This window comes from Bacillus cereus group sp. MS39 (assembly GCF_040448665.1).
GTDB classification, from domain to species: Bacteria; Bacillota; Bacilli; order Bacillales; family Bacillaceae_G; genus Bacillus_A; species Bacillus_A wiedmannii.
In genome coordinates this window covers 893357-919121 of the sequence record NZ_CP123058.1, presented here as the reverse complement: position 1 = coordinate 919121, position 25765 = coordinate 893357, and the positions used below count along the sequence as shown (strand labels likewise).

Genomic DNA, 25765 nt, shown 5'->3' with positions numbered 1-25765 from the left:
TGTCCTTTTTTCATGGAAATTAGGATTTAGCTCAACAACCCTTGCTTTAATAGAAATCGGTATTTCAGCTCTCAGCTCAACAATTATTCAACTCTTTATCGTTAGCGCAAATTTGAATGTTGCTGTACTTGGAGCACCTTATTTCTTATGGTTGGTGAGGAAGAGTTGGAAGAAAGTTAAAAAGGAGCTTCTTGGAAGTCTCCTTTTTTATTCATTCTTATAAGGTCAAAAGGAAACTATCTTTTTTTCACGAATTTAACCTATGAACATAACGAGGAGGGATAACATGTACCAAACTATTGAAGGCTTCTTGCAATCATGGACATACGAGGCTGAGTCTACTCAAAAAATGCTCAATGCATTAACAGATGAATCTTTGTCACAAGAAATTGCACCTGGACACTGGACGTTAGGCAGAGTTGCTTGGCATATCGTGACGGCAATTCCAGTTATACTATCTGGCACAGGGCTTAAGTTTGAAGGAGAAACGAAAGATTACCCTGTACCAACTTCTGCAACAACAATTGCTGATGAATACCGTAAAGTGAGTGCAGATTTTGTTGAAGCTCTTCAAGGCGAATGGACGGATAAAGACTTAGCTACTATTAATGACTTCTTTGGTCGTCCTATGCCGAATTCTATATTTTTAATGACACTTATTAATCATCAAAATCACCATCGCGGACAAATGACGGTTTTAATGCGACAAGCCGACTTAACAGTCCCTGGCGTATATGGTCCTGCAAAAGAAGAATGGGCTGCAGCTGGAATGGAAGCTCCTAAAATGTAACTACAGAAAAAGACAAGGTGTTTACACATCTTGTCTTTTTCTGTAACTTGTTTCATGTGAAACTATTTTTACCAAATGGTTGTTTTATGGAAAAATACGTTAAAATGAATACATATTATGAAGAGGAGCAACCAAATTGAATACGAAAAATAAAAAAATAGTTATGGGAACTATTTTACTAACTTCTATTATTGGAGTTATCAGCGCATCTCTTTATTTCACAAGTTATGGTACCCCTTGGGGAAAACAAACAGCAGTTACGGAATCAAAAGAATATATTACAAAATACTTTGATCTAGATGCGGAAGTCAAAAATACTTCTTACGATGCTAAAATGAATAGCTATGCAATCTCATTTGAGACAAGTAAAGACGGAGAGTTTACTATTGAATATAAAAGTCCTAATAACTTTAATATTTCTCCAGGAGTGCAAGCGTATTTAAGCAAACACTCCAAATTTACAGAGTAGTAACGAAGCATACATATACAAAAAAAGAGTTGGTGTAACGCCAACTCTTTTTTCTTATTTTTGTCATACTGTTATATCTTCCTTCGCTATATTTTTAATTCCGTAACATGCAATCACAACTCCAATTGCTGCCAATGCTAGTTGAAGAGGAAGAAAAGTTGCTACAGAAAACGTAGTGCTATTCATTGCAATTGATACAACGATAAGGGATGAAACAATTGTAGTTGGCACTGAACGTTTACGCATTCCGAAATATAATGGGATTAAACTCATTCCCGCAGTTGCAATAGCTAAAGGAACCAGTTTTATTCCTTCTTGCGTCAATTGATCTACTGTAAATGGATTAGGAAGAATTGAAAAATAACTATCTATCCCAAAGAAAACTCCTACTACTAAAATGTTAGATAAAATAACTGTTATAAATGTTACTACCGCTGTAATAGCCAACTTACTAGCCATCATTTTCTTTCGGTTAATTGGATAAGAAAACATAAGTAATATTGTTTTGTTTTTATATTCACTAATTATTAACCTTGCGATTAACACACTACCAAAAATAATAAATGTTGCCCTTACTAATGTACTAGCCGCTAACAAAATCATCTGCGGATCTCTTATTTCTGGATCTCCTTCTATTTGAGAAACGATGCTCGTAAAGATCAGTAATGCCAGTATAGCGATATTTGCAATAATCGCTCCCCTTACATACCATCCAAGCTTAAACTTCTTCAGTTCTAGCTTCATTAAACGTAGCATGATAGTCCTCCTTCCTCATAAGACTTAATCAATATAAATTACTCCTGTTTTACTTAAAATCTTCACTTCGTTTTTTGCATCACCAATAGTTCCCTCTTTTATTTTTTCTGTATTTGTATCTTTCTTAAGTCCATTTACATTCACCATTACGTCAGACGAATTACTTTTAGCCGTGAGTTTTAAAGATGTCGGAACACCTTTATACCGTACGCCAATATCTCCTGATTTTGTTTCTACAAATAATGATTTTCCTTCTTTCATATCTTTCAGTAATACTTCCCCAGATGTTGAAGTGATGTTCATATTTTCGTTTTTTATATTTCTCACATAATTATCGCCAGTAGTAGAAGTTATATTTACTTCTTGTAACGAACTATCTTTTAACATTAAATCTCCACTTTCGGATGTGAACTCACCTTTCTCGGCCGATAGTCCTACAATCATTTCATCTCCAGAGTTGCCTTTTGTCACAATACTTTTTACTACTATATCTTTTATTTTCACATCACCCGATTTATTATTTAATACAATTTTATCTATTTCTTTCTTCGGAACAGCTATAGATATACTATTTTTCTTCCTAAACGTAAAACCATTAAAGAATCTGGTCGCCTTTTGTTTTTGCTTAACTATAACTTTATTCCCTGCTTGTTCTATTTCGACGGGATCTATCTCTTTATCTACTCGTTTACCTTGAACCAAAATTACTATTTTATTAGCGTCTGTACTTTTAAATTCAATATCCCAGTTTTCATTGTCTACTTCTATTTCTTTTATATGATTTATCTCAAAAGACTTTTCTTTCTTAAAACCTTTCCCCTGAAACACCTTAAAACCAAAAATCGCACTAGCAATTGTAATAAGTAAAATTGCAATTACTATTATTTTTTTCAACATTCATACCCCAGTTCGTTGTTGTTTTATGCTTGCTTCACGCCACATCAATCTTGTCGATTTTACGATACGATAAATAACTAATGAAAATCCCTAATAAACAGAGCACTATTGGGATAGCTATAAAATCAAACATACTTACTTGACCGTTTCCAGGACCAACGTTACCACTAATCAGCATACCAATTATTACTGCCGAAGTAATCGTTGTCGGTGTCGATTTCTTTCTCATCCCAAAAAATAAAGGAATTAAACTTATACCAGATATCATAAATGCACTTATAAAAGTAGTTGGAACGATAGCTATTATTTCACCTATCGTAGCTGGCGTTTCAATCAGTCCCATCATTGGACTCACAAAATATACGAGCAAACTAATAATGAAAGTAGCGATAATCGTGCTCAAAAAACAAAAACAAAAAACAATTGTTAATTTCGCTCTCATTAACATTTTCCTTTGCAGCGGGTACATAAATGATAGTTGTATCGTTTTGTTCTTATACTCATCAATTACTAAACGTGATAAAATAACCGAACTAAAAATAATGAATGTTATCCTAATAACAATATTTGCTAAAGCCATGTTCTGTGTGAAGTCAGAGAAAAGCACGTCTCCCTCGGCTTTCATTCCTAATGCCATAAGGCTTATTGCAGCGAAAATTGCTATAATACAAATTGCTACACTTTTAAAGTAACTAGATAATCGATGCTTTTTCCACTCAAGCTTCATTAATCTAAGCATACAAACCACGCCTCCATTCTTTATATAACTCTCTCTACGCTGTTAACATTCTAATTCCAGCAGTAATTACGCTTAACATTCCTATCACTAGTAGAATTAGCAACCATTTCCGCTCTGGTTTCCTATAATATAAAATCCCACTTATGAACATTACGATCCATCCACTTACTAGATTCACTAGCAATCCATTAAGCATGAATGCCCTCTCCATCCATTACATTTAAGAAATATTCTTCTAAGGAACTATGTTTCTTATTAATACTTTCAATTTCTACATCGTTCATAATAAGTGCTTTTGAAATGGCCTGCTGAGACGCTGACGTATCATACACACGAATCATGTTTCCACTCATTATTTTATAATTTTTTATGCCAAGTTTATCTTCTAAAATATAAGCTGCACGCTTCACATCAGGAACAGTAATTTCAATGTACTCTGTTTGTTTTCCGTTAATACTCTTCATTGAAACTTCTTTTATTAGTTTTCCATTTTGAATTACACCAATTGTATCCGCCATTTGTTCCATCTCGCCTAAAATATGACTAGAGACTAATAACGTAATACCATATTCTTTGCAGAGCATTTTAAATAAGTCTCTTAATTCTTTAATACCAATTGGATCTAAACCGTTAATTGGTTCATCTAAAATGAGTAATTCTGGCTTTGTCATGATCGCCCTTGCAATACCAAGTCGTTGCTTCATACCTAATGAAAAATCTTTTACTTTTTTATCATCTATACCGTGCAATTTCACTAAATGTAAAGCATGATCGATTGCGTTCTTGTCGTAATACCCCATATATTCACAATGTAATTCTAGGTTTTCCTTCGCCGTTAATTTATCATAAAAGATTGGATATTCGATAATTGTCCCCATGCGCTTTAACAATTCATAAGATGTATCCGTTAACTTCTCACCAAAAATTTCAATATCACCGCTCGTCGGTTTTATTAAATTTGTGATCATTTTCATAATCGTTGTTTTACCTGCACCATTCGGTCCTAAGAAACCGTATATCTCTCCTTTTTTCACATGCATGTTAACGTTAGAAATAACTTCTTTCCCTTTAAACACTTTCGTTAGCTGATTCGTTTTTAATATATATGTCATGTCATTTTCTCCTTTCGCACTACTTTATACTTCTATAATAGACAACGGAAATCTCTTTTTTCTTACCCGTTCCTTACAAATTCCTTACGCTGAAAAAAAGCTTGTAGAATCTACTTCTCTACAAGCTAAAACAGTATCTTTTTTAATACCACTGTAAAAATTGTTTTTTCATACGGCTTACTAGAAAGATGTATTTCTCCGTCCATCGCTTCCACAAGCCTTTTCGTAATCGTTAATCCTAAACCGCTTCCTTGATACAATCTATTTCTGGAATCTTCAAGTGTGTACATACGCTCAAACACTTTATTAATGTGAGATTCATCAATTCCTTTTCCTGTATCCCATACATCTATATACACACTCGTTTCATCGTCTCTTAACGTCATACCGAGTGTCTTTCCATCGTCTCCATATGTAATCGCATTTGATATTAAATTATTCAATACTCTACCTAATACTTCTACATTTCCAAGTGCATATATATTTCTTTCTGGTATATCAATATGAACTTGAAACCCTTTCGTCGTCACTAAATCATAAAAAGATAAAATCTTCTCGCGACAAACTTCATTCATATATACTTTTGTCATCTCAATTGCCTTGTCACCAGATTCTAATTTTGCTAAATCAAAAAACTTATGAATCAGTTCCATTACTTCTAGTGTTTTCACATGCACCTTTTCAAGTAATATTTGCTGTTCTTCTTTATTTATCGTTTTATCCTTATTTAACATTTCTGTATATCCAAGAATAACTGTTAGTGGCGTCTTTAAATCATGTGAAATATTGGAAAGCATTTTTCTCATCGAAATTTCTACTTTCGCATGATCTGCATTCGTTTTCTGTTTTGCAGCTAATAATTGATTAATTGCCACTAATAATTTTTGCAATTCTAGATCATCTGTCATAACAAGTAACTTCTCGCCTGTTTGTTCATTTACAATACTTTCTAACTTTTCGTATGTGTATCGTAAATTTTTGCTACTGTTTTTCCTCATTTTATACTGTATGTAAATGACACATAACAATATAAAAATAATACCTATTAACAAATTGACCATATTACATCACTTCCAACTTATAGCCGATGCCCCATAACGTTTTAATATACTCTGGATTAGATGGATCACTTTCAATTTTCTCGCGCAATCTCCTCATATGAACATTTATAACATTATCATCACCGTAATACTCTTCGTTCCAAACTAACGTATATATTTGCGCTTTCGTAAATACACGATTTTGATTCTTTACGAATAGCTTTAAAATCTCAAATTCTTTTAAAGTAAGTTTGAGGGGCTTTCCGTTTTTTTCAACCGTAAAATTAATTGGATCAATTGCTAAATCACCAATTTGAATCATCTTTTCTGTTGTTTCTGTAGCCGAATATTTCGTAGACCTCCGAATACCCGCTTTTACACGTGCAGCCAATTCAATCATAGAAAATGGCTTACAAATGTAATCATCTGCTCCCAGTCCTAATCCAACAGCTTTATCAACATCTGTATCTTTTGCCGACATCATTAAAATCGGAACTGCACTTTTTTCCCGAATGATTCGCACAACCTCTAAGCCATCTAGCTTTGGCATCATAATGTCGAGGATAATCAAATCAAATGAACCTTTTAAATATGTGTTCACGCCTTCTTCTCCATCAGATGCGATTGTAACTTGAAAGCCCTCTTTTATTAAATACTTTTCCACCATCTCTTGAATTGAAATATCGTCTTCAACTAATAAAATATGATGTGACATATGTCTATCCCCTTTTTACAAACGTTAACAATTCAATTGTATCGTAACTACTACAGACTGGAAACAATTATATGAATTTTCAAACCAACTTCCCTTCCTTCCATAACAATGATATGATAAAATTCACTACTATTGTTCATAATTAACTTTATATAAAGGAGACTTATCATGTCAGAAAACAAAAAAGTAAGCTTAGCTGATTTAATGCGTGAACAACTTGCAAAGAAAAAGCAAGGAAATGGAAATGGTTCAAATAATACAAATCAAAGCCAAGCAACGAAAAAATTACAAAACCAACAAACGAAGAAAACAAACAACCAGCGTAGACGTACAGGTGTATAAATGAACGGACAAAAACGTTCTAATATCGCACCCGGTCTTGAAGTTGACATTGTCTTAAAACAAGATCAACGCACCGGTAAATTAACACGTGGAATTGTAAAAGATATTTTAACAAACTCCCCTTCTCATCCACATGGCATTAAAGTGCGATTGCAGGATGGGCAAGTCGGTAGAGTACAAAATATCGTTCAATAAGAAAAGGAGCTCAAGTAAACTCGAGCTCCTTTTTCTTTATTAACCTTTAATTTTCTCAATGAAAACTACTTTTAAATAGTCTCCTTCTTTAAATTGATCAATGGTACGAAAATCTTCTGGTAAAGAATGTTCTTCTAATATTTTGTATTTGCCATTCATTTCTTTAAATGCTGTATCGATAAAGCCTTTAAACTTTTTCATATCGAATGCACTACAATTTGTAGAAGCAACGATAATCCCATTATTTTCTGTAATCGCAATTGTTTCTTTTAGTAAGTTTTTATAATCTTTCGCTGCACTAAATGTATATTTTTTTGAGCGTGCAAAGCTTGGAGGATCAAGTACAACCATATCAAATTTCATCTTTTTCTTAGCTGCATATTTGAAGTAAAGAAATACATCTTCTACAATAATATCTTGCGCTTCATAATCAACTTCATTTACACTAAATTGCTCAATCGTTTTACTTAAACTACGATTTGCAAGGTCGACACTCGTCGTTTTACTCGCTCCGCCAAGCGCTGCAAATACAGAGAAAGCACCCGTATAAGAGAACATATTTAATACTGTTCTCCCCTTTGCATATTTATCACGAATTTGTTTTCGAACGTTACGCTGATCTAAAAATACACCAACCATCGCTCCGTCATTTAAATAAACAGCAAAGTTCACACCGTTCTCTTTTACGATAAGCGGGAACTCACCGCGTACTCCTGCTACGAAATCATCGCCTTCAATGTATTTCCCTTTCGTATCAAAACGCTTTTTCTCATAAATCCCTTTAAAGTTTGCTACTTTTTGAAGAGCTGCTATAATCTCATCTCTGAAAGTATAAATCCCTTCACTATACCAACTGACTACATAATAGCCGTCATAATAATCGATAATTAAGCCTCCAAGACCATCACCTTCACCATTTAGGGCACGGAATGCTGTCGTATCACTTGATTTGTAAAATTGCTTTCGTTTATGTAAGGCAGATTTTATTTTACTTTCAAAGAAAGATTGATTAATTTGTTCACTCTCTTTTCTCGTTAAAATCCAGCCGTATCCTTTATTTTGTTTTCCATAATAACCTTTTCCGACAAAATTGTTCTTCTCATCTACTACTTTAATGATTGTTCCTTCTTCCTGAACATCATTTAAATTTTGAATCGCATCTTTTAAAATAAGCGGATATCCACTTTTAATTTCTTTTATAAATTTCGGTTTTATTTTTACAGTTACTTCTGATCGCATATAATAACTTCCTTTCCATTTGCATGCTTTCTCTATAGGAAGCATTTAAAAAACGAGCCTGAAAAAACAGCCTCGTTTCACTATACCATATTATTGCTTTGCTAGTACAACTCGCTCATTCTCTCACTTAACCGCCACATATTTACTACATTTTGAAATGGAAATCTTACTGGCCAAAATAATAAAAGAACTTATTTATTTCACATTTACCATTGACAATGATAATGATTTTCATTATCATTTGATGTATATGAGTTCTCGAAAATAAAGGCTATATTTATAGGAGGAATAAAACATGATTATTGTTACAAATACAGCTAAAATTACAAAGGGAAATGGGCATAAATTAATTGAGCGTTTTAATAAAGTAGGTCAAGTCGAAACGATGCCAGGCTTTTTAGGATTAGAAGTTCTTTTAACGCAAAATACAGTTGATCATGATGAAGTAACAATTAGCACACGCTGGAATGCAAAAGAAGATTTCCAGGGGTGGACGAAGAGCTCAGCATTTAAAGATGCTCACTCACATCAAGGCGGGATGCCAGAATATATTCTTGATAATAGAATCACTTACTACAATGTTGAAGTTGTACGTATGCCAATGGCTGCAGCACAGTAAACATATTTCTTTTTTAAAGTATAGAATATGAGAAGCGTTACCACTTCTCATATTCTATACTTTTTTTACTGTCTCTTTACTAGTTTCGCATGCACGACTAACCTTCCTGCTTCCGGATCAAGTGCATAGTCACACGTCGAAAGTGTTACGATTTGATCACTCGCTGTCAATTTTGTATCCGTTTTGTACAGCGATTTTTCTTGAATTTTCTCCAAAAATGATGTGTATTCCGTATCATTGCTAAAATCCGTTTCAATGTAATAAAAATCAGTTGTTGTTGTATACACCGAGAACACTTCAAGATCATATCCTTCAAATAATGTATCGTAATATAATTTACGATGCGACATGAAGAACTCTTCATCTAACATTTTCTTTAAACTTCCAAACATAGAACCATCTTTCATACGGTGACCATATAAAATAGTATTTCGATTTTGAGATTTCACATCATTACGATAGTCCATAAAAATGCTGCCTGCTCTCATATCTTCACCTTTATAATTACGAAATAAATAGTAATCATTGTCTTTCGCCTGAACGATTGGATAATTAATTTGTGTATCATCCATCGTAATCCATCCAACTATTTCTTGATTAATTTGCTGCAGAGCTTTGAACTGTTTACGTACTTCCCCGTCTTCTGATTGCTCTTCCATCGGACTCTTTTCATAAATGTTTTGTGCTTCGGCCATTACTTTACGATTTTCATAGTAATCCATGAAAATATCACCTAATTCATATACTGAATAGAAAAAGGTACCTAAAAAAACAACTGTAAGTATTCGTTGAAAAAAAGAATTCTTCTTCCGTTCTTTTTTACTACTCAAATTATCACCTCAAAACGGATTGTTCGCATATTTAAATACCCATTGGGACCATATACAACCCTGTATCTTCATCTTGCTTTACAACGACATCTACACCGTATATCGTCTTTATCATACTTTCTGTCACAACATCATTCGGCTTACCTTTCGTAACAATTTCGCCGTCTTTCATAACGATGATATGATCACTATAGCGAATCGCCTGATTGATATCATGTAATACCATAACGATTGTCAATCCATGTACTTCATTTAACTCTTTTACTAGCTCTAATATTTCAAGTTGATAATAAATATCTAAATATGTTGTCGGTTCATCTAAAAAGAGCATTGGTGTTTTCTGAGCTAACGTCATGGCAATCCAAACACGTTGTCTTTCTCCACCAGATAAGGCGTGAATCTCTTTATCACGTTTACTTAGCAAATTCGTACATGCTAAAGCCCTTTCGATTGCTTCTCTATCTTCATCAGTTTGCGAGGAAAAAATATTTTTATGAGGCATACGACCATAACTTGTTAATTTCTCTACCGTCATGTCTGCCGGTGCTTCATTTTGTTGATGGACAACGGCTAACTTTCTAGCAAACTCTTTCGGTTTATATTGACTAATCGCCTTCCCATCGAGTATTATCTCTCCGCTACGAGGGTCGTGATTTCTTGACATCACACCAAGTAATGTCGATTTCCCGCAACCGTTTGGACCAATAATTGTTGTAATTTTACCAATTTCTATTTCACTACTAACCGACTTTAATCGATCCGTTACATTATCATACGAAAAGGTTACATTTTTAATTTCCATGAACTTTATCACTCTTTCTAAGCAAGAATATTAAGAATGGTCCACCAATCACTGCCATAATCGTCGCTGCTGGAATTTCGTTAGGTGGCACAATTAACCTTCCAATCGTATCCGCCGTCAAAATTAATAACGCTCCTGCAAGAGCAGAAAATGGAATTAATACTTTATGATCCGAACCGACTAGTTGTCTTGAAATGTGCGGAACGAGTAATCCTACGAAAGCAATTACACCTGCAATTGCTGTTGATACTGCTGCTAAAAGTACTGCAATAGCAGAAATAATAAGACGAACTCTCGTCACGTGCAAACCTAAGTTTTTCGCAGTCTTATCTTGTAGCGATAATAAGTTACACCAAGCTCCTACAAACAGAGCAAGAATAAGACCAATTGTTCCATATGTAACCATTATTTCTACATCGCCCCACGTCTTCATCGTTATGTTAGAAGTCGTCGTTTGCTTAATACTCTTAATGAAGTATCCGCAAATCGTAATGAACGATTCATTTAATCCAGTGAACATTGCATTAATAGCTATACCAACTAAAATAATGCGAAGCGGACTTAACCCTGACTTCCATGAAAATGCATAAACGAGATAACATGCAAACGCACCACCTAAAAAGGCGAATACTGGTGTCCAGAAAAAGAATTGCGGGAATAACGTAATAATAACAAGTGTCATAAAACTTGCTCCAGAAGATATCCCGATTACCCCAGCATCAGCAAGTGGATTTTTCATAACAGCTTGAAAAAGCACACCTGAAACGGCCAGAGCTGCTCCAGTAAATAGTGCAATAATAATACGTGGGAAACGTAAATCTTTAATCACTTCAACATCTTCATTCCCCCCTGTAAATATCCCTTGCACAAGCTCAACAATACCTATTTCTAAACTCCCTTTCATCGCTGACAATGATGTCATAACAATAAGCAATGCAGTAACAATGAGGAAACTCCAAGTTTTTTTATTCATTCCACTCTTCCTTTATATTAAAATGCATCACGGATACATCATTTTTTTCAATTCATCTAACGCTTCAATTGCTGCTAAATTACCTGTCGTCCCAAATAAGCGCTCTTCTAAATCGTAAACACGGTTATTTTTAACTGCAGCGAAATGTTTCCAAATATCATTTGTTTTAAATTCTTTATCAAACATTTTCACAACTTCATCAGGCATACCATGAGCTGCTCGTAAAATAATATCTGGATCAGCTTTTTTTAAATACTCTGTATTAGAAGCTAAATACTCTACTTGTTCACCTTGCACAATATTTTTACCACCTAGTTGTTTCACTAAATCTCCAATATAAGAATGCTCTGTTGCTACTAAATAACTCCCTGGTACACCTAATAAAATAAGCACTGTCGGTTCTTTCTTTCCCTTTACTGCTTTTTTAATCTCTGCAACCTTGTTATCTAACTTCGTTACAACTGCTTCAGCCTGCTTTTCACGTCCATATTGCTTACCTAAATCGCTAATGGAATTTTGCATATTTTTCAAGCTTGTTAAATCTAAAAAGTTTGCTTTCATGCCCACACCATCAAAAACTGGCTTTAATTCATATTCAAGTGTTGTCACGGATAATACTTCTGACGGCTTTAACGATTTTACCTTTTCCATATCAGGACTCATCGGATTCCCGACTTCAGGTAAACCTTTATATCTCTTTGGTAAATCTTTCGTACTTGTTGGAACACCAACTAAATCTACTTCTAATGCATCCATAATTTCAGTAACAGCAACTGTCGTTGCAACAATTCTTTCTTTACTCTCACTCTTTACCTGTTTTGCTGCTTCTTTTTTGGGCGCCGAGCATCCAGCTATACTCACTAATAGAATGATAGCCATTAGTACACTAGCAATTTTCTTCACTCTCAATCACCACTCCTTTCCAAACAATATGAAACAAGTCTTGATGCATGCGAACATGCATCAAGACTCCAAAAATTACAATCTTCCTGCTCTATATTTACGAACTAGTAAAGCAAGTGACCCAAGCAATAGCACCATGTATAAACCTAGTTGTGCTGTATCTGCCGTTTTTGAGTTTTTCTCTTTTTTTGAATCATTTTTTTGATCTTCTTTTTTCTTCTTATCATCTGCATTTCGGTTAAAATCAGGATTATCTACTTTTTTCACATTATCTACTTTCGGTGTAATCACTGGATTGTCCGGATCATTTTTCGGATCTTTTTTTGGATCCTCTTTAATCGTGCCTAACGCACCAATATTATTTGTATCAAATTGAATTTGGACATCGTAGAAATGATGGTAGTTCATTTCATTGATATCAACTTTTACTTTTGCATTTAATTTTGCAAATAAATCACTTACTTCAAATTGCACTACTCTCGTATTTGCATTTTTATCTTCGCTTACTACTTTCGCATCAGCAAAAAGACTGTTATTTTCCGTTTGGAATTTTGTAATCCATGCACTATTTTTCAACGTCATCTCAATGTACTTTTTACCATCTTTAACGATTAATTTTGCTGGGTGTACAGTATAGTCATGCATCTTTGAAAGCTCATTTGTTTTATCTTTTAACACTTTAAATGGAATATCATATTGACCATCCACTAAATTTTCCGGATCAACTATTACTTTTGGTTGATTATTTCCGCCTTGGTTGTCGTTTCCACCTTGGTTATCGTTTCCGCCTTGGTTGTCATTTCCACCTTGGTTGTCATTTCCACCTTGGTTGTCGTTTCCGCCTTGATTACCTAAAACTTTTATACTACCTTGATCAAATACAAATTGAACATCGTAGAAATGGTGATAATTCATCGCATCAATATCTACTTTTACTTTTGCGTTTAATTTTTTAGATAAATCATCTACTTCTAACTCTACTACTTTTGTATTTTGCTCTTTATTCTCACTTAACACTTTTGCGTTAACAAAAAAACCATTCTTTTCAAACTCAAATTTTGTAATCCATGTACTGTTCGTTAATGTAAACGATACATACTTCTTACCATCTTTCACTTTTAGTACAGCTGGACTTTTTGTATATGTGTTCATCATTGAGATTTCTTCTGTTTTATCTTTTAGAACTTTAAAGACAATGCTGTATTCACCATCTTTAAGGGCTTTTGGATCAATGGTTGTGTTATTACCTTGGTTGTTGTTTCCACCTTGGTTATTGTTCCCACCTTGGTTATTGTTCCCACCTTGGTTATTGTTCCCGCCTTGGTTATCGTTTCCGCCTTGGTTGTCATTTCCGCCTTGGTTGTCATTTCCGCCTTGGTTATTGTTTCCACCTTGGTTGTCGTTTCCGCCTTGGTTGTCGTTTCCACCTTGATTATCGTTTCCGCCTTGATTGTCTAACGGTTTAACGCTATCTTTATCAAATGCGAATTGAATGTCGTAGAAATGATGATAATTCATTGAATCGATATCTACTTTTACTTTTGCATTTAACTTTTTAGATAAATCATCTACTTCTACTTCCACTACGCGTGTATCAGCTTTTTTATCTTCACTTAATACACTCGCATCAACGAACGAACCATTTTTCTCAAATTCAAACTTTGTAATCCATGCACTATTCGTTAATGTAAATGATACATATTTTTTACCATCTTTCACCTTTAATACGCCCGGACTCTTCGTATACGTGTTCATCATTGAAATTTCTTCTGTTTGATCTTTTAAGGCTTTGAAATTGATGCTGTATTCACCGTCTTTAATTGTTTCAACATTCGGCTTCTCTACCTCTGGCTTTTTATCACCGTCTGGTTGCTTTTCTTCGTTCTTAATTGACTCAAGTTTATCTTGTTCAAATAAAAGTTGTACATCATGTGTTTGCTTATAGTTTCTTGATGCCATTTCGATAAATACTTTTGTATTTAATTTTTTTGATAAATCGTCCACTTCAAACTCTACTACTCTTGTATCTTTTTCTTTATCTTCACTCACTACTTTTGCATCAACAAATGCGCCATCTTTTTCCGTTTGGAAATTTTTAATTAATGAGCTACTTGTTAGTGTTACAATTGCCTTTTTCTTACCGTTTTCTACTTTTAATACTCCTGGATTTACCATGTAGGTATTCATCTTAGATTCTTCATCTGTCTTATCTTTTAACACTTTAAATGGAATACTATAATTCCCATCGTTAATTGTGTTAGAATTGGGTTGTTGATTTGGGTCAGGCTTTTGGTCGGGCTTCTGACTTGGATCCGTTTTTTCATTTGGATCTGGCTTATTTGCTGGATCCTCTTTTTCATTTGGTTTTTCTACATGAATCGGTGTAATACTATTTTGATCAAATGCAATACGCACATCATAATCATGATGATAATTTAAAAAGTCTATGTCCACTTTTACTTTCGCATTTAATACTTTCTCTACATCGTCCACTTCAAATTCTACTACTCGTGTATCTTTTTCTTTATCTTCACTAATTACATTTGTCGCAACAAACTGGCCATTTTTTTCTGTTTCAAACTTCGTAATCCATGAACTATGTTCTAACGTAAAGGATACCTTCTTCTTCCCATCCTTCACTTTTAAAGTTCCTGGACTTACAGAGTATTGATTCATCATAGATTCTTCATCTGATGTATCCTTAAGAACTTTGAAACCGATTGAATATTCACCGTCAGCTAGTTGGCTTGCTGCTTGAACTGCAAGCGGTTGTAATGTTGATACGAATGTAAATGCCATTAAAAACATAGCAACAATAATTTTTACATACCTGTTCAATGGAACGACTCTCCCTTTTGGAAATTTTTTAATTATTTAATACTGTTCCCATCAAATACAAAACGAATATCATATGAAGCATTATAATTAATAATTGGGATATTAATTTTCACCTTGCCATTTAGTTTTTTTGACAAGTCAGCAACTTCAAATTCTACAACTCTAGTATTATCTTTTTTGTTTTCACTTAACACGATTGTTTCTACAAATTGACCATCTTTTTCTACTTGTAAACTTTTAATAGAAGCACTATCTTTCACTTTAAATGAAACATATTGTTTTCCATTTTTTACTGTTAATGTTGCTGGGCTTTCAAAATAACTATTCATTCTAGATGATTCATCTTTATCGCCTTTCCATACAGTAAAAGCAATATTATATTTTCCATCAGCTAATTTTGTAGCAGCCTCTGCATCTTGTAAACCTAGTGTTGCGATAAACGTAAATAAAACAGCAAATACGCCAATAATCATTTTTAATTGTTTAAACATATATTCATCGCCCTTCAAAAGATTTATTTACTTAACTTCACTTTACGAATTAAGAAAACACCTGAAATAAGAATTAACGCTGCAAATATTCCAATGCGTGCTTCATCACCTGTTTTTGGATTATCTGTTTTTTCAGCTTTTCCACTTTCATTTGTTCCTTTGCTTGCCTCTATATTTGCTTCTTTACTCTCTTCTTTCTTCACTTCTTCTTTTACTTGTGTATCTGTTTTTGTTTGATCATTATTCTTTGTTACAGTAGTTGCTTTATTTTCTCCACCTACCGCTTTTACATTTGCATCAAACGCAAAGCGAATTGTGTAGTTATGGTCATAATTTACGTTCGGTACAACAACATGAATTTTTGCAGCTGCTTGCTTAGATAAATCGTCTATTTTAAACTCTACAGTTCTTTTATCTGCTGATTCATCTTTACTAACAACTTTTGCATCAACAAAATTCCCGTTTTCAGGTGCTTTAAATTCTGTAATCCAAGCACTATGATTCATCGGAATTTGTACTCTCATCTCACCATTTTTTACAACTAACTTAGCTGGTTTTTCAAAATAATCATTTGCCATTGAAGCTGAATCATTTTCCGCTTTTTGAATGACATAGTTAATATCATAAGTACCGTCAGCTAGTTGTGCTGAAACTTTCCCATATGGCATGACAAGAAAAGCTAGCATACATACGAACGTTATAATAAAAGCGGGTAATACAGAAATCTTTCTCATTTGGCTTACTTCCTCCTTGTTTATCTTTCATCCATACTTTTTTGAAAATGATAATTATTCTCAATTTATAAGAAAAAAATAATAATCCTCTATCATTATTTAATTGTAATTTATTTATGTAATGTAGATATTATTGATTATCATTCTCATTACGTGTTAAAAATAATATCCCTCCCTATTCCTTATAAAGAGCGATTTACATTTTAACATAAGTCCCTATTTCTTTTGATGATTATCATTCTCAATGAAGGTCAAAAAAAATAAAACCACCATTCTCCTACTCTATCACCTCTATCTACAAAATGATATCGTTATAGAAAACCTTATACCTTTCACTCCTCACTTTCCTTCAAATATTTCCACAACTAAGTCAATCTTAGCCTAATGCTAATTTTTTTGTCAACTATATTACGTATAAAATTTTTAATATCTAAATTTCCCTATATACAATTTTTTCTACAAAAAAAGAGACTTTCTTTCATAGAAAGCCTCTTTTCACTATTTTTCTACAGCAACTTCTTGCTTTTGAAATAAAGAAACTACATATCCAATTGCAATTCCAATGATACCCGGAACTAGCCAACCAATCCCTACACTATATAGTGGAATTTTATCTAAGATAGGAGCAAGGGCCGCTACTTGAAGATTTGCATTATGCAATCCATCAAAGAAGCTAATTGCAAATGAACCTACAATACCGCCTACATACATAGCTAATGGAAGACGAATATAGTTTTCAACAAGTGATAATACAATCAGTACGATACCAATTGGGTAAATTGCAATTAAAATCGGTAATGCTAATGCGTTTAACTGAGTTAACCCAAGGTTTGCTACCATAAATGCTAATACACAGAAGATGAAAACAATCTTTTGATAAGAAAACTTTGGTAATAAGGAAGAAAAATATTCCCCACAAGCTGCAACAATACCTACAGAAGTTGTTAAACATGCCGCTGTAATTGCGATCCCTAATAATAAAGTTCCGTAACTACCAAATAAATGATTTACAACGTTTGTTAAAATAATCCCTCCGTTTGCTCCCATTCCAAGAGACACACTAGAAGCTCCCAGATAAGCAAGTGCTAAATAAACAAGTAGTAAACCGAGCGCTGCAATAAATCCTGCAAAGATTGTTACTTTTGCAATGCTGTTCTTATTTGTAACGCCTTTTGCTTTTAAGGCATTAATAACAACATTTCCGAAAACAAGTGCTGCAAGTCCATCTAAAGTTAAATATCCATCAATAAAACCTTTAAAGAGCGGAGCATTATACGCTTCTGTCGGTGCACCAAATTCTCCAATTGGTGTAATAATTGCTTTACCTACGATAATTGCTATAACAGCTAACAAAATCGGAGTTAATACTTTACCGATGCGGCCCACTAATTTCGATGGGTTTAAAGCTAAATAGAAAGTTACTGCAAAGAAAATGAATGTAAAGATAACAAGTGGATACGATTGACCAGCTATCTCACTTGGTAAAAATGGTGCAACACTCATTTCATAAGCAACTGTTCCTGTACGTGGAACACTTACGAATACGCCTAAACATAAATAAATTGCAGTGATAAAAACAAGTGCGAATACAGGGTGTACACGTCCCGCTAGCTCATTAATATCTCCCTTTAGAGCTATAACAATTACCCCTAATAAAGGTAATCCAACACCTGTTACGATAAAGCCAAATAACGCGATCCATACGTCTGTTCCAGCACCTTGCCCTAAAGCCGGCGGGAAAATCATATTACCTGCACCGAAAAATAGTGCAAACAACATTAAACTTATTGCAAACATCTCAGAAAACTTTAAAGATGATTTCATTTCTACTAACCTCCTACATATTTTTATATTGACAAAATATTCTGAATTAAAGGCCGTCACATATCCTCTTTCAAGCATACTTCCCCGTAAAAGAACGCAAAAAACACCCGTCCCTAACAAAGGGACGAGTGTTGAAATCGTGGTTCCACCCTTATTCTAATAAAATGAATTTATAACAAAATAAGCTCATTTTATAGCTCGTGTAAATTGATAACGGTTTTATCCGCCAAGAATTACAATGCATCATGCAGTTCACTCTTGAAGTTTAGAGGTGGTAAGTTTGTCTTTCCGTATTAGGAAGCTCACAGCCTAGGCTTCCCTCTCTGAGAATCGTCAAAAACAACTCATGTCCTCATCATTACTTTTATAAAATATCTTGTCGAAACTTGTTGTTTTTTATTATATGGGCTATTTTTTAAAAAATCAATAGTTTTATTTTTTCTGACAAAAAAATATAGGGAGAAAATTTTTCCTCCCTATAACTGATTTATTAAAATGTCTAATTCCTCAGATGTAACGCTCCGCCATTTTCCCACTTCAAGATCGTCTAGCTCTATATTCAGAATACGAACCCGCTTTAGCTTTGTTACAGTAAACCCGAAAGCACGGCTCATTCTACGAATTTGTCTGTTCATTCCTTGCGTTAAAACGATGCGAAATGTAGATTGATCCATTCTTGTCACTTTACAAGGCTTCGTCATTCCATCTTTAATCTTTACACCGCTGGACATCTCATCAATAAACCAATCTGTAAACGGCTTATCAACCGTAACGATGTATTCTTTCTCGTGCTCATGATCACCGTGTAAAATTTGATTTGCAATCCCACCGTCATTCGTTAATAAGATTAGTCCTTCCGACGCTTTATCTAATCGCCCAACAGGAAAGATACGCTCTGGGTAATTGATATAATCGATAATATTATCTTCAATATGCTCGGCTGCTGTACAAGTAATACCAACTGGTTTATGAAAGGCAATATACACCTTTTCCTTCTCTTCTTTTGCAATAACCTGTCCATCAATCGTTACCACATCACCATCGCTCACGAGTGCACCGTGCGTACATATTTCGCCGTTAATAGCCACGCGTCCTGCTTTAATGAGACGGTCTGTTTCGCGTCTTGAGCAAGATTTTGCTTCGCTTATGTATTGGTTGATTTTCATAGCTTATTCCTTTTCCTATATATTAAAAGCGTCAATCTATGGCAATATCACTCTGCCACGATTGACGCTCGTTTACTTCGCAAAAACAACTAAATAAATAACCCCAATCACCAAAAATATTCCGCAACAAGCTAACAATACTTTTGCAAGTTTGTCCATAAACATATAATGGTTCCCCTTTGTTTCGTTGTTTGCTATTTTAATTCGACAACTGTTACGCCTAGGCCTCCCTCGCCCATGTCACCGTAGCGGTAGTTTTTCACACCGCGATGCTTCTTCAAGTAATCTTGTACACCTTGTCGAAGCGCTCCTGTTCCTTTACCGTGAATAATTGATACGCGCGGATAGCTTGCAAGCTGTGCATCATCTAAATATTTTTCAACGCGCATCATTGCATCTTCATAACGTTCACCACGAAGATCAAGCTCTAACGAAACGTGATAATCTCTACCCTTCACACTTGCGACCGCTTTTTTCTCAGTTTGCTTCGGTGTATTAATGTATTCCATATTGGATTCTTTCACTTTCATCTTCAGAATACCAATTTGTACGCTCCACTCTGTATCACTTACCTTTTCAAGTAATTGACCTTTTTGACCAAACGTTAACACTTTTACTTCATCACCTGCGCGTAATTGTTGTTTTGGCGCTGTGTTTTTCACGTTTACTTTTTGTTTCTTCACAAGCTCTGGCGCCGTACCTTCTAGACGGCTCTTCGCTTCAATAAGCTCATGGTCTTTCACGTTTATAAGCTGTGCTTTACGCAATTGACGAAGTTCTCGAATAATGCCTTCTGCTTCTTTCTTTGCAGCTTCGACTTTTTCTTCCCCTTCTTTTTGCGCTTTTAATAATTTTTCATCGCGCTCATCATTAAATTCAATAATTTGACGCTGTAATTCGCGATGCAGTTTTTCAGATTGCTTGCGAAGTGCTTCTGCTTCGTTCCAGTCACGCTCTGCATTCTTTTGACTTTCTTCTAACTTCGCAATCATATTTTCAATTTTGTTTGTATCTGTACTAATGTGGTTACGAGCTTGATCAATCACGCGATCAGATAATCCAAGGCGCTTCGAAATTTCAAAGGCATTACTACGTCCTGGTACACCGATTAATAATTTATACGTTGGGCTTAATGTATTCACGTCGAACTCAACGCTCGCATTAATAACTTTCTCACGGTTATATCCGTATGCTTTTAATTCTGGGTAATGCGTCGTAGCAACAACGCGAGCACCACGATTACATACTTCATCTAAAATTGAAATTGCTAATGCAGCCCCTTCTTGCGGGTCTGTTCCAGCACCTAATTCATCGAATAGAACTAAGCTTTCAAAATCAGCTTTTTCTAAAATATCAACAATGTTCACCATATGTGAGGAGAACGTACTTAAACTTTGTTCAATCGATTGCTCATCACCGATATCGGCAAAGATATTTTTAAATACACAAATCTCTGACTCATCCATTACTGGAATGTGAAGGCCAGATTGCGCCATTAATACACAAATACCAACTGTTTTCAGCGTAACTGTTTTACCACCTGTATTCGGTCCTGTAATAACAATTGTCGTGAAATCTTTACCTAACATAATGTTATTTGGCACGATAATTTCTGGATCAATAAGCGGATGACGTGCTTGTCTTAAATCCATATAGCGCTCGTTATTTACAATTGGCTTCGTTGCTTTAATTCGCTTCGCATAAAAAGCTTTCGCAAAGATGAAGTCAAGATTCGCAACTACTTCTACGTTAGATAAAACGATATCCGCTTCTACTGCCACTTCTTCTGTTAACATCAATAAGATGCGTTCGATTTCTTGTTTTTCTTTCACTCGTGCTTCTTGAAGCGCGTTATTTAACTCTACAATGACTTGTGGTTCAATAAATAACGTTTGCCCAGAAGCTGATTGATCGTGGACAATACCGCCATATACACCGCGGTATTCTTGTTTTACTGGGATTACGTAACGTTCGTTACGAATCGTTACAATCGCGTCAGACAACATCTTTTGCGCGTTGGAAGAACGCGTCATGTTTTCTAACTTTTCACGAATACGACTTTCCGCAGTACGAATTTGAGTACGAATACCACGCAGTTTATCACTTGCGCTATCGACTACTTCACCGCCATCACCGATACAATTTGTAATTTTCTTTTCTAAATCATATAAAGATACAATTTGAGCGACATGAGTTTCTAAAATTGGAAGCTCCACACCATTATCAACCATATCTTCGATGAAACGTTTCATATTACGACTACCGTACATTGTATTTGCAATATCAAGTAGTTCATTTGGACTTAACATACTCCCAATCTTTGCACGCTTCACATTTGAGCGAATATCCGTAATACCACCTAATGGTGCACTACCTTTTAAACGAATGACTTTCGCTGCTTCATCCGTTGTATCTTGCATTTCTACAATTTCTTCAAAATCAGTGCTTGGCACTAAATGCTTCACTTTGTCACGGCCAAGTGAAGAGGCTGTATGTTCAAGTAATTGTTCTTTTACTTTATTGTATTCTAATACACGCAACGTTCTTTCTAACATGTTGCAGGTCCCCCTTGTGTTACTTATTACGTTTAATATAGTCTAATAAACGTTCGATATCCCACGTGTTAATCACGTTATCTTTTTGAATCCAACCTTTACGTGCTGCCGCTACACCTGTTTCCATATCTTCTAACATTTCAAGCGTATGAGCATCCGTATTAATCGCTACTTTTACACCAGCATCTTGTGCTTGTTTTAATAATTTCGCGCTTAAATCTAGACGATTTGGATTCGCATTTAATTCTAAAACTGTATTTGTCTCTTTTGCGAGTTCAATTAATAAATCTGTATCTACATCGTAACCCTCACGACGCCCAAGAAGGCGTCCTGTCGGATGGGCAATCATTGTGACATGCTTATTCTCCAGCGCAGCACGAAGACGTTTCATAATCGTTTCACGGTCTTGTGAGAAGCTAGAGTGAATCGCTCCAATGACATAATCTAATTCTGCTAATACTTCATCATCAAAATCAAGTGTTGCATCTGGTAAAATGTCCATTTCAATTCCGCGTAAAATTGTAATGTCTGGATACTTTTCGTTCATACGTTCAATTTCTTTCGCTTGTTCACAAAGGCGCTCTTTCGTTAAACCATTCGCTACTTTTAAGTATTGTGAATGGTCGGTAATTGCCATAAATTTATAACCACGAGCACGACATGCCTGTACCATTTCCTCAATCGAAAAGGCACCGTCACTCCATGTTGTATGCATATGTAAATCACCTTGTATATCAGAGAATTGAATTAAGTTCGGATACTCTTTAATTAATTCAATTTCTTTTCCATCTTCACGCACTTCTGGTGGAATGAATGGAAGACCGAAATGAGAGAAGAACTCCTCTTCTGTTTCAAATGTTCTCACTTCACCTGTTTCTAAGTTTTCTACACCGTACTCACTAATTTTCTCGCCTCTATCTTTCGCGATTTGGCGCATTTTTACGTTATGGTCTTTTGATCCTGTGAAATGATGAAGAGTTGTAATAAATTCTTCAGGTTTTACTAAACGGAAATCGATTGAAATATCATATTCATATTGAAGACGAACAGAAACTTTCGTATCTCCACTTGCGATTACTTCAATCATATTATCGAATTGCAGTAAATGCTCACGTACTGTAGCTGGTTCTGACGTTGCAATGATAAAGTCTAAATCTTTCACTGTTTCACGAACTCGGCGCAAACTACCAGCGCGAGAGAAACGAATTACTTCAGCAATATTCGACAATTTCTCCTCTATTTCCCCGGCAATAGGCAATACCATTGCGATTGGTAAACGCTCTGGACGAGATCCTACTTGATCGATTGCTTCTAATATTTTCTCTTCTGTCTTCTTACCGAAACCTGCTAAAGCTTGTACTTTATTTTCCTCACAAACCGCTTTTAGCGATTCCATATCAACAACACCAAGTTCTTTATATAACTTAGCCACCTTTTTACCACCAAGTCCTGGCAATTTTAATAACGGTAATAAGCTACTTGGCACTTCTTTCTCAAGCTCTTGTAATACTTCAGATGTTCCCGATTCTATATATTCTTGAATAACTGCCGCTGTTCCTTTTCCAATGCCCGGAATCTTCGTGAAATCTTCAATTTCAGAAAGACTGCGATCGTCACTTTCTAACGCTGCCGCCGCCTTACGAAATGCAGATATTTTAAATGGATTCGCGCCCTTTAGTTCCATAAACAGACCGATTGTCTCTAATAATTTAATAACTTGTTTTTTATTTACCTTCATCATTGCCCCGCCTTTCTTTCATAGAAAAAAACTCCTCTTTCCGAAAAAAGAGAAGTTATACTCTGCTACCTGTCTGCCATAGTTCCTTCACCTTTTCAGAAAGAATCGGTGTATCGTCTACAATTATTTTGCTAATTGATGATTTTTGTAATGGTGTTTGTATTTGTTCAATTGGAAGAATGTTTCCAACGATAATTAAAACAAACAAAATAATATATACTTCTAAAAATCCGAGGATTGCCCCCGCAAACGCATTGACTTGCTTTAAAACCGGTATTTCTGCAAACATATTTAACAAATTACCAAGTAATGAAAGTGCAATTTTTGTAATAATAAACAATATGATAAACGCAAGCGCTTGATAAAATACTGTCTCAATATTATTTGCATCAATCCATTCTGGAACAGATACGTTTTTATCAAATGGATACGGAATAAATTTCGCAAGTGCTGGCGCTAAATCTTTACAGTACCAGTATGCAACAAGGTATGCGATAATAAAGCTTGTTAACTTTACAAGTTGCAGAATAAACCCTCTGCGTAAGCCGAGGAAAAATCCCATAACAAGCAGTAAAATGATAATAATATCAATCATGTTATTCCATTCCTTTTTTTGTCATACTTTCTTTCAATTTCTCATGTTCTTCTTTTAATTTTATGTAATCGTGTATGACGTTTACCGCCGTCAATACCGCTAGTCTACTCGTGTCAAGCGAAGGATTCTTGGCATTGAGTTCGCGCATTTTATCATCCACAATCGCTGCTACCATGCGGATATGACTTGTACTTTCATCGCCAACAACTGAATATTGTTGACCATAGATTTCTACATTAATTCGACTTTTCTTTCCCTTTTGTTGTGACAACTCACCGGCCTCCAATCACGTACAGAATCCTAAAGTTTATCATACCATGAACCATCATATTATGGAAACAGAAAGAACAATCCGATATGATAAAAATAACAATATAAAAAAAGGGGCGACCACTATGTCAAATTCTATCGTAATTCAAACAAATTCTACAGTAATTGAAGACATGAAACAACAATACAAACAGGCACTTAGCCCAAAAACCCCACAAGGCGGAATCTTCATGGCAAAGGTGCCGTCTTGCACGATTACAGCTTATAAATCTGGAAAAGTAATGTTCCAAGGTGGCCGTGCTGAAGCAGAAGCTTCTCGTTGGCAAACTGTCTCTCAAACACCGAAAACAGCTGTAAAAAAATCTGCCGATTCACACCGTTATGCACCCCCTACTTCCATCGGTACAATGTCTATCGTAGGGTCAGATGAAGTTGGTACTGGTGATTTCTTCGGACCGATGACAGTAGTTGCTGTATATGTGGATGCTAAGCAAATCCCACTGTTAAAAGAACTTGGTGTAAAAGACTCTAAAAACTTAAATGACGATCAAATTACTGCCATTGCAAAACAACTTCTACACGTTGTTCCTTACAGCTCTCTTGTCCTTCATAATGAAAAATATAACGAGCTATTTGATAAAGGAAACAACCAAGGTAAGTTAAAAGCTTTACTGCATAATAAAGCTATTACAAACTTATTAGCTAAAATTGCACCTACAAAACCTGAAGGCGTCTTAATCGATCAATTCACACAACCTGATACATACTACAAATATTTAGTAAAGCAAAAGCAGGTACAGCGTGAAAATGTTTACTTCGCGACGAAAGGCGAAAGCGTCCATTTAGCAGTAGCCGCTGCTTCTATTTTAGCTCGTTACTCATTCGTAAAACAGTTTAACGAACTAAGCAAAAAAGCTGGCATGCCACTTCCAAAAGGTGCTGGTAAACAAGTTGATATTGCAGCCGCTAAATTAATTCAAAAGCTTGGTAAAGAAAGATTACCTGAGTTTGTAAAAATGCATTTTGCTAATAGGGAGAAGGCGTTTCGCTTATTAAAATAGTATCGACAAAAACAGGAGCTTACAAACTCCTGTTTTTTGTTTCACTCTACTATTGTCCTTTTATTTTTGTTA

General features: G+C 35.0%; 27 protein-coding genes and 1 other annotated feature. Of the genes, 6 read left to right on the top strand and 21 right to left on the bottom strand.

Features of this window, described 5'->3' with window-relative positions:
• Positions 1–286 precede the first annotated feature (286 nt).
• Together QEP67_RS04800 and QEP67_RS04795 are read left to right on the top strand one after the other, a co-directional pair.
• Complete coding sequence (locus QEP67_RS04800) at positions 287–790, top strand: DinB family protein (protein WP_341056928.1); 504 nt, start codon at positions 287–289, stop codon at positions 788–790.
• 136 nt (positions 791–926) lie between these two features.
• Positions 927–1259: a hypothetical protein gene (locus QEP67_RS04795; RefSeq protein WP_001093307.1), complete on the top strand. Its 333-nt coding sequence runs from the start codon at positions 927–929 to the stop codon at positions 1257–1259.
• A gap of 63 nt (positions 1260–1322) precedes the next feature.
• Here QEP67_RS04795 and QEP67_RS04790 read toward each other — a convergent pair whose 3' ends face one another.
• The 7 genes from QEP67_RS04790 to QEP67_RS04760 form a co-directional block, all read right to left on the bottom strand.
• A complete protein-coding gene (locus QEP67_RS04790; RefSeq protein ID WP_000945195.1) occupies positions 1323–2015 on the bottom strand; it encodes an ABC transporter permease in 693 nt (230 codons plus the stop codon).
• A 24-nt stretch (positions 2016–2039) separates the two neighbouring features.
• Positions 2040–2912: a DUF4097 family beta strand repeat-containing protein gene (locus QEP67_RS04785; protein WP_000913813.1), complete on the bottom strand. Its 873-nt coding sequence runs from the start codon at positions 2910–2912 to the stop codon at positions 2040–2042.
• A gap of 34 nt (positions 2913–2946) precedes the next feature.
• Complete coding sequence (locus QEP67_RS04780; protein ID WP_048565758.1) at positions 2947–3651, bottom strand: ABC transporter permease; 705 nt, start codon at positions 3649–3651, stop codon at positions 2947–2949.
• A 34-nt stretch (positions 3652–3685) separates the two neighbouring features.
• Entirely contained in the window at positions 3686–3847 is a 162-nt protein-coding gene (locus QEP67_RS04775; protein WP_000931779.1) for a hypothetical protein, read from the bottom strand.
• Entirely contained in the window at positions 3840–4763 is a 924-nt protein-coding gene (locus QEP67_RS04770; protein WP_000221072.1) for an ABC transporter ATP-binding protein, read from the bottom strand. The genes QEP67_RS04775 and QEP67_RS04770 overlap by 8 nt, the downstream gene beginning before the upstream one ends.
• A 125-nt stretch (positions 4764–4888) precedes the next feature.
• Entirely contained in the window at positions 4889–5824 is a 936-nt protein-coding gene (locus QEP67_RS04765; RefSeq protein ID WP_000247667.1) for a HAMP domain-containing histidine kinase, read from the bottom strand.
• A gap of 1 nt (position 5825) precedes the next feature.
• A complete protein-coding gene (locus tag QEP67_RS04760) occupies positions 5826–6518 on the bottom strand; it encodes a response regulator transcription factor (RefSeq protein ID WP_000018032.1) in 693 nt (230 codons plus the stop codon).
• Between the two features lie 168 nt (positions 6519–6686).
• On the opposite strand from QEP67_RS04760, the gene QEP67_RS04755 reads away from it, so the two are divergent.
• A complete protein-coding gene (locus QEP67_RS04755; RefSeq protein ID WP_001293584.1) occupies positions 6687–6860 on the top strand; it encodes a hypothetical protein in 174 nt (57 codons plus the stop codon).
• Complete coding sequence (locus QEP67_RS04750) at positions 6861–7055, top strand: YwbE family protein (RefSeq protein WP_001014310.1); 195 nt, start codon at positions 6861–6863, stop codon at positions 7053–7055.
• A gap of 39 nt (positions 7056–7094) precedes the next feature.
• Here the strand turns inward: QEP67_RS04750 and QEP67_RS04745 are convergent, their stop codons facing one another.
• Positions 7095–8294 (bottom strand): class I SAM-dependent rRNA methyltransferase, encoded by a 1200-nt coding sequence (locus QEP67_RS04745; RefSeq protein WP_048565759.1) that lies wholly within the window; start codon positions 8292–8294, stop codon positions 7095–7097.
• A 295-nt stretch (positions 8295–8589) separates the two neighbouring features.
• On the opposite strand from QEP67_RS04745, the gene isdG reads away from it, so the two are divergent.
• The gene (isdG, locus tag QEP67_RS04740) at positions 8590–8913 is read left to right on the top strand and encodes a heme oxygenase (protein WP_048565760.1); all 324 of its coding nucleotides are present in this window, start codon (positions 8590–8592) and stop codon (positions 8911–8913) included.
• Positions 8914–8978: 65 nt separating this feature from the next.
• Here the strand turns inward: isdG and srtB are convergent, their stop codons facing one another.
• The 13 genes from srtB to zapA all read right to left on the bottom strand — a co-directional run bounded on the left by srtB (position 8979) and on the right by zapA (position 24633).
• Positions 8979–9743 carry a class B sortase gene (srtB, locus tag QEP67_RS04735; protein ID WP_000095590.1) on the bottom strand — a complete coding sequence of 255 codons (765 nt, stop codon included), beginning with the start codon at positions 9741–9743 and terminating at the stop codon, positions 8979–8981.
• Between the two features lie 31 nt (positions 9744–9774).
• Positions 9775–10545, bottom strand: a complete 771-nt coding sequence (locus QEP67_RS04730; RefSeq protein WP_000403736.1) for an ABC transporter ATP-binding protein — start codon at positions 10543–10545, stop codon at positions 9775–9777.
• Positions 10535–11518, bottom strand: coding sequence for an iron ABC transporter permease (locus tag QEP67_RS04725; protein ID WP_001036828.1), 984 nt, complete (start codon positions 11516–11518; stop codon positions 10535–10537). Before QEP67_RS04725 ends, QEP67_RS04730 begins: the two co-directional genes overlap by 11 nt.
• A 27-nt stretch (positions 11519–11545) precedes the next feature.
• A complete protein-coding gene (gene isdE / locus QEP67_RS04720) occupies positions 11546–12421 on the bottom strand; it encodes a heme ABC transporter substrate-binding protein IsdE (protein ID WP_000717348.1) in 876 nt (291 codons plus the stop codon).
• Between the two features lie 75 nt (positions 12422–12496).
• Positions 12497–15259, bottom strand: coding sequence for an NEAT domain-containing protein (locus QEP67_RS04715; RefSeq protein ID WP_353706531.1), 2763 nt, complete (start codon positions 15257–15259; stop codon positions 12497–12499).
• 32 nt (positions 15260–15291) lie between these two features.
• The gene (locus tag QEP67_RS04710) at positions 15292–15750 is read right to left on the bottom strand and encodes an NEAT domain-containing protein (protein ID WP_002107604.1); all 459 of its coding nucleotides are present in this window, start codon (positions 15748–15750) and stop codon (positions 15292–15294) included.
• 23 nt (positions 15751–15773) lie between these two features.
• Positions 15774–16484 (bottom strand): heme uptake protein IsdC, encoded by a 711-nt coding sequence (isdC, locus tag QEP67_RS04705; protein WP_001226899.1) that lies wholly within the window; start codon positions 16482–16484, stop codon positions 15774–15776.
• A 498-nt stretch (positions 16485–16982) separates the two neighbouring features.
• Positions 16983–18308: a branched-chain amino acid transport system II carrier protein gene (brnQ, locus tag QEP67_RS04700; protein ID WP_000842660.1), complete on the bottom strand. Its 1326-nt coding sequence runs from the start codon at positions 18306–18308 to the stop codon at positions 16983–16985.
• 117 nt (positions 18309–18425) lie between these two features.
• Positions 18426–18676: a binding site (T-box leader), on the bottom strand.
• 108 nt (positions 18677–18784) lie between these two features.
• Entirely contained in the window at positions 18785–19474 is a 690-nt protein-coding gene (locus tag QEP67_RS04695; RefSeq protein WP_000700742.1) for a 23S rRNA pseudouridine(2604) synthase RluF, read from the bottom strand.
• Between the two features lie 194 nt (positions 19475–19668).
• The gene (locus tag QEP67_RS04690; RefSeq protein WP_000893722.1) at positions 19669–22029 is read right to left on the bottom strand and encodes an endonuclease MutS2; all 2361 of its coding nucleotides are present in this window, start codon (positions 22027–22029) and stop codon (positions 19669–19671) included.
• A gap of 19 nt (positions 22030–22048) precedes the next feature.
• On the bottom strand, positions 22049–23767 hold the full coding sequence (gene polX, locus QEP67_RS04685) for a DNA polymerase/3'-5' exonuclease PolX (RefSeq protein ID WP_000867527.1): 1719 nt from the start codon (positions 23765–23767) through the stop codon (positions 22049–22051).
• 55 nt (positions 23768–23822) lie between these two features.
• Positions 23823–24362, bottom strand: a complete 540-nt coding sequence (locus tag QEP67_RS04680) for a CvpA family protein (protein ID WP_000565411.1) — start codon at positions 24360–24362, stop codon at positions 23823–23825.
• Between the two features lies 1 nt (position 24363).
• On the bottom strand, positions 24364–24633 hold the full coding sequence (zapA, locus tag QEP67_RS04675; RefSeq protein ID WP_000082701.1) for a cell division protein ZapA: 270 nt from the start codon (positions 24631–24633) through the stop codon (positions 24364–24366).
• 124 nt (positions 24634–24757) lie between these two features.
• Here zapA and rnhC point away from each other — a divergent pair, with 124 nt between their 5' ends.
• Positions 24758–25693, top strand: coding sequence for a ribonuclease HIII (gene rnhC / locus QEP67_RS04670; protein WP_000071603.1), 936 nt, complete (start codon positions 24758–24760; stop codon positions 25691–25693).
• Positions 25694–25765 lie beyond the last annotated feature (72 nt).

What these genes read in the sequence shown, in the direction of transcription:
- QEP67_RS04800 (WP_341056928.1), top strand. Translation starts at nt 287, where the DNA reads ATGTACCAAACTATTGAAGGCTTCTTGCAATCATGGACATACGAGGCT.
- QEP67_RS04790 (WP_000945195.1), bottom strand. Translation starts at nt 2,015, where the DNA reads ATGCTACGTTTAATGAAGCTAGAACTGAAGAAGTTTAAGCTTGGATGG.
- QEP67_RS04785 (WP_000913813.1), bottom strand. Translation starts at nt 2,912, where the DNA reads ATGTTGAAAAAAATAATAGTAATTGCAATTTTACTTATTACAATTGCT.
- QEP67_RS04780 (WP_048565758.1), bottom strand. Translation starts at nt 3,651, where the DNA reads ATGCTTAGATTAATGAAGCTTGAGTGGAAAAAGCATCGATTATCTAGT.
- QEP67_RS04775 (WP_000931779.1), bottom strand. Translation starts at nt 3,847, where the DNA reads ATGCTTAATGGATTGCTAGTGAATCTAGTAAGTGGATGGATCGTAATG.
- QEP67_RS04770 (WP_000221072.1), bottom strand. Translation starts at nt 4,763, where the DNA reads ATGACATATATATTAAAAACGAATCAGCTAACGAAAGTGTTTAAAGGG.
- QEP67_RS04765 (WP_000247667.1), bottom strand. Translation starts at nt 5,824, where the DNA reads ATGGTCAATTTGTTAATAGGTATTATTTTTATATTGTTATGTGTCATT.
- QEP67_RS04760 (WP_000018032.1), bottom strand. Translation starts at nt 6,518, where the DNA reads ATGTCACATCATATTTTATTAGTTGAAGACGATATTTCAATTCAAGAG.
- QEP67_RS04755 (WP_001293584.1), top strand. Translation starts at nt 6,687, where the DNA reads ATGTCAGAAAACAAAAAAGTAAGCTTAGCTGATTTAATGCGTGAACAA.
- QEP67_RS04750 (WP_001014310.1), top strand. Translation starts at nt 6,861, where the DNA reads ATGAACGGACAAAAACGTTCTAATATCGCACCCGGTCTTGAAGTTGAC.
- QEP67_RS04745 (WP_048565759.1), bottom strand. Translation starts at nt 8,294, where the DNA reads ATGCGATCAGAAGTAACTGTAAAAATAAAACCGAAATTTATAAAAGAA.
- isdG (WP_048565760.1), top strand. Translation starts at nt 8,590, where the DNA reads ATGATTATTGTTACAAATACAGCTAAAATTACAAAGGGAAATGGGCAT.
- QEP67_RS04730 (WP_000403736.1), bottom strand. Translation starts at nt 10,545, where the DNA reads ATGGAAATTAAAAATGTAACCTTTTCGTATGATAATGTAACGGATCGA.
- QEP67_RS04725 (WP_001036828.1), bottom strand. Translation starts at nt 11,518, where the DNA reads ATGAATAAAAAAACTTGGAGTTTCCTCATTGTTACTGCATTGCTTATT.
- QEP67_RS04710 (WP_002107604.1), bottom strand. Translation starts at nt 15,750, where the DNA reads ATGTTTAAACAATTAAAAATGATTATTGGCGTATTTGCTGTTTTATTT.
- isdC (WP_001226899.1), bottom strand. Translation starts at nt 16,484, where the DNA reads ATGAGAAAGATTTCTGTATTACCCGCTTTTATTATAACGTTCGTATGT.
- brnQ (WP_000842660.1), bottom strand. Translation starts at nt 18,308, where the DNA reads ATGAAATCATCTTTAAAGTTTTCTGAGATGTTTGCAATAAGTTTAATG.
- QEP67_RS04695 (WP_000700742.1), bottom strand. Translation starts at nt 19,474, where the DNA reads ATGAAAATCAACCAATACATAAGCGAAGCAAAATCTTGCTCAAGACGC.
- QEP67_RS04690 (WP_000893722.1), bottom strand. Translation starts at nt 22,029, where the DNA reads ATGTTAGAAAGAACGTTGCGTGTATTAGAATACAATAAAGTAAAAGAA.
- polX (WP_000867527.1), bottom strand. Translation starts at nt 23,767, where the DNA reads ATGAAGGTAAATAAAAAACAAGTTATTAAATTATTAGAGACAATCGGT.
- QEP67_RS04680 (WP_000565411.1), bottom strand. Translation starts at nt 24,362, where the DNA reads ATGATTGATATTATTATCATTTTACTGCTTGTTATGGGATTTTTCCTC.
- rnhC (WP_000071603.1), top strand. Translation starts at nt 24,758, where the DNA reads ATGTCAAATTCTATCGTAATTCAAACAAATTCTACAGTAATTGAAGAC.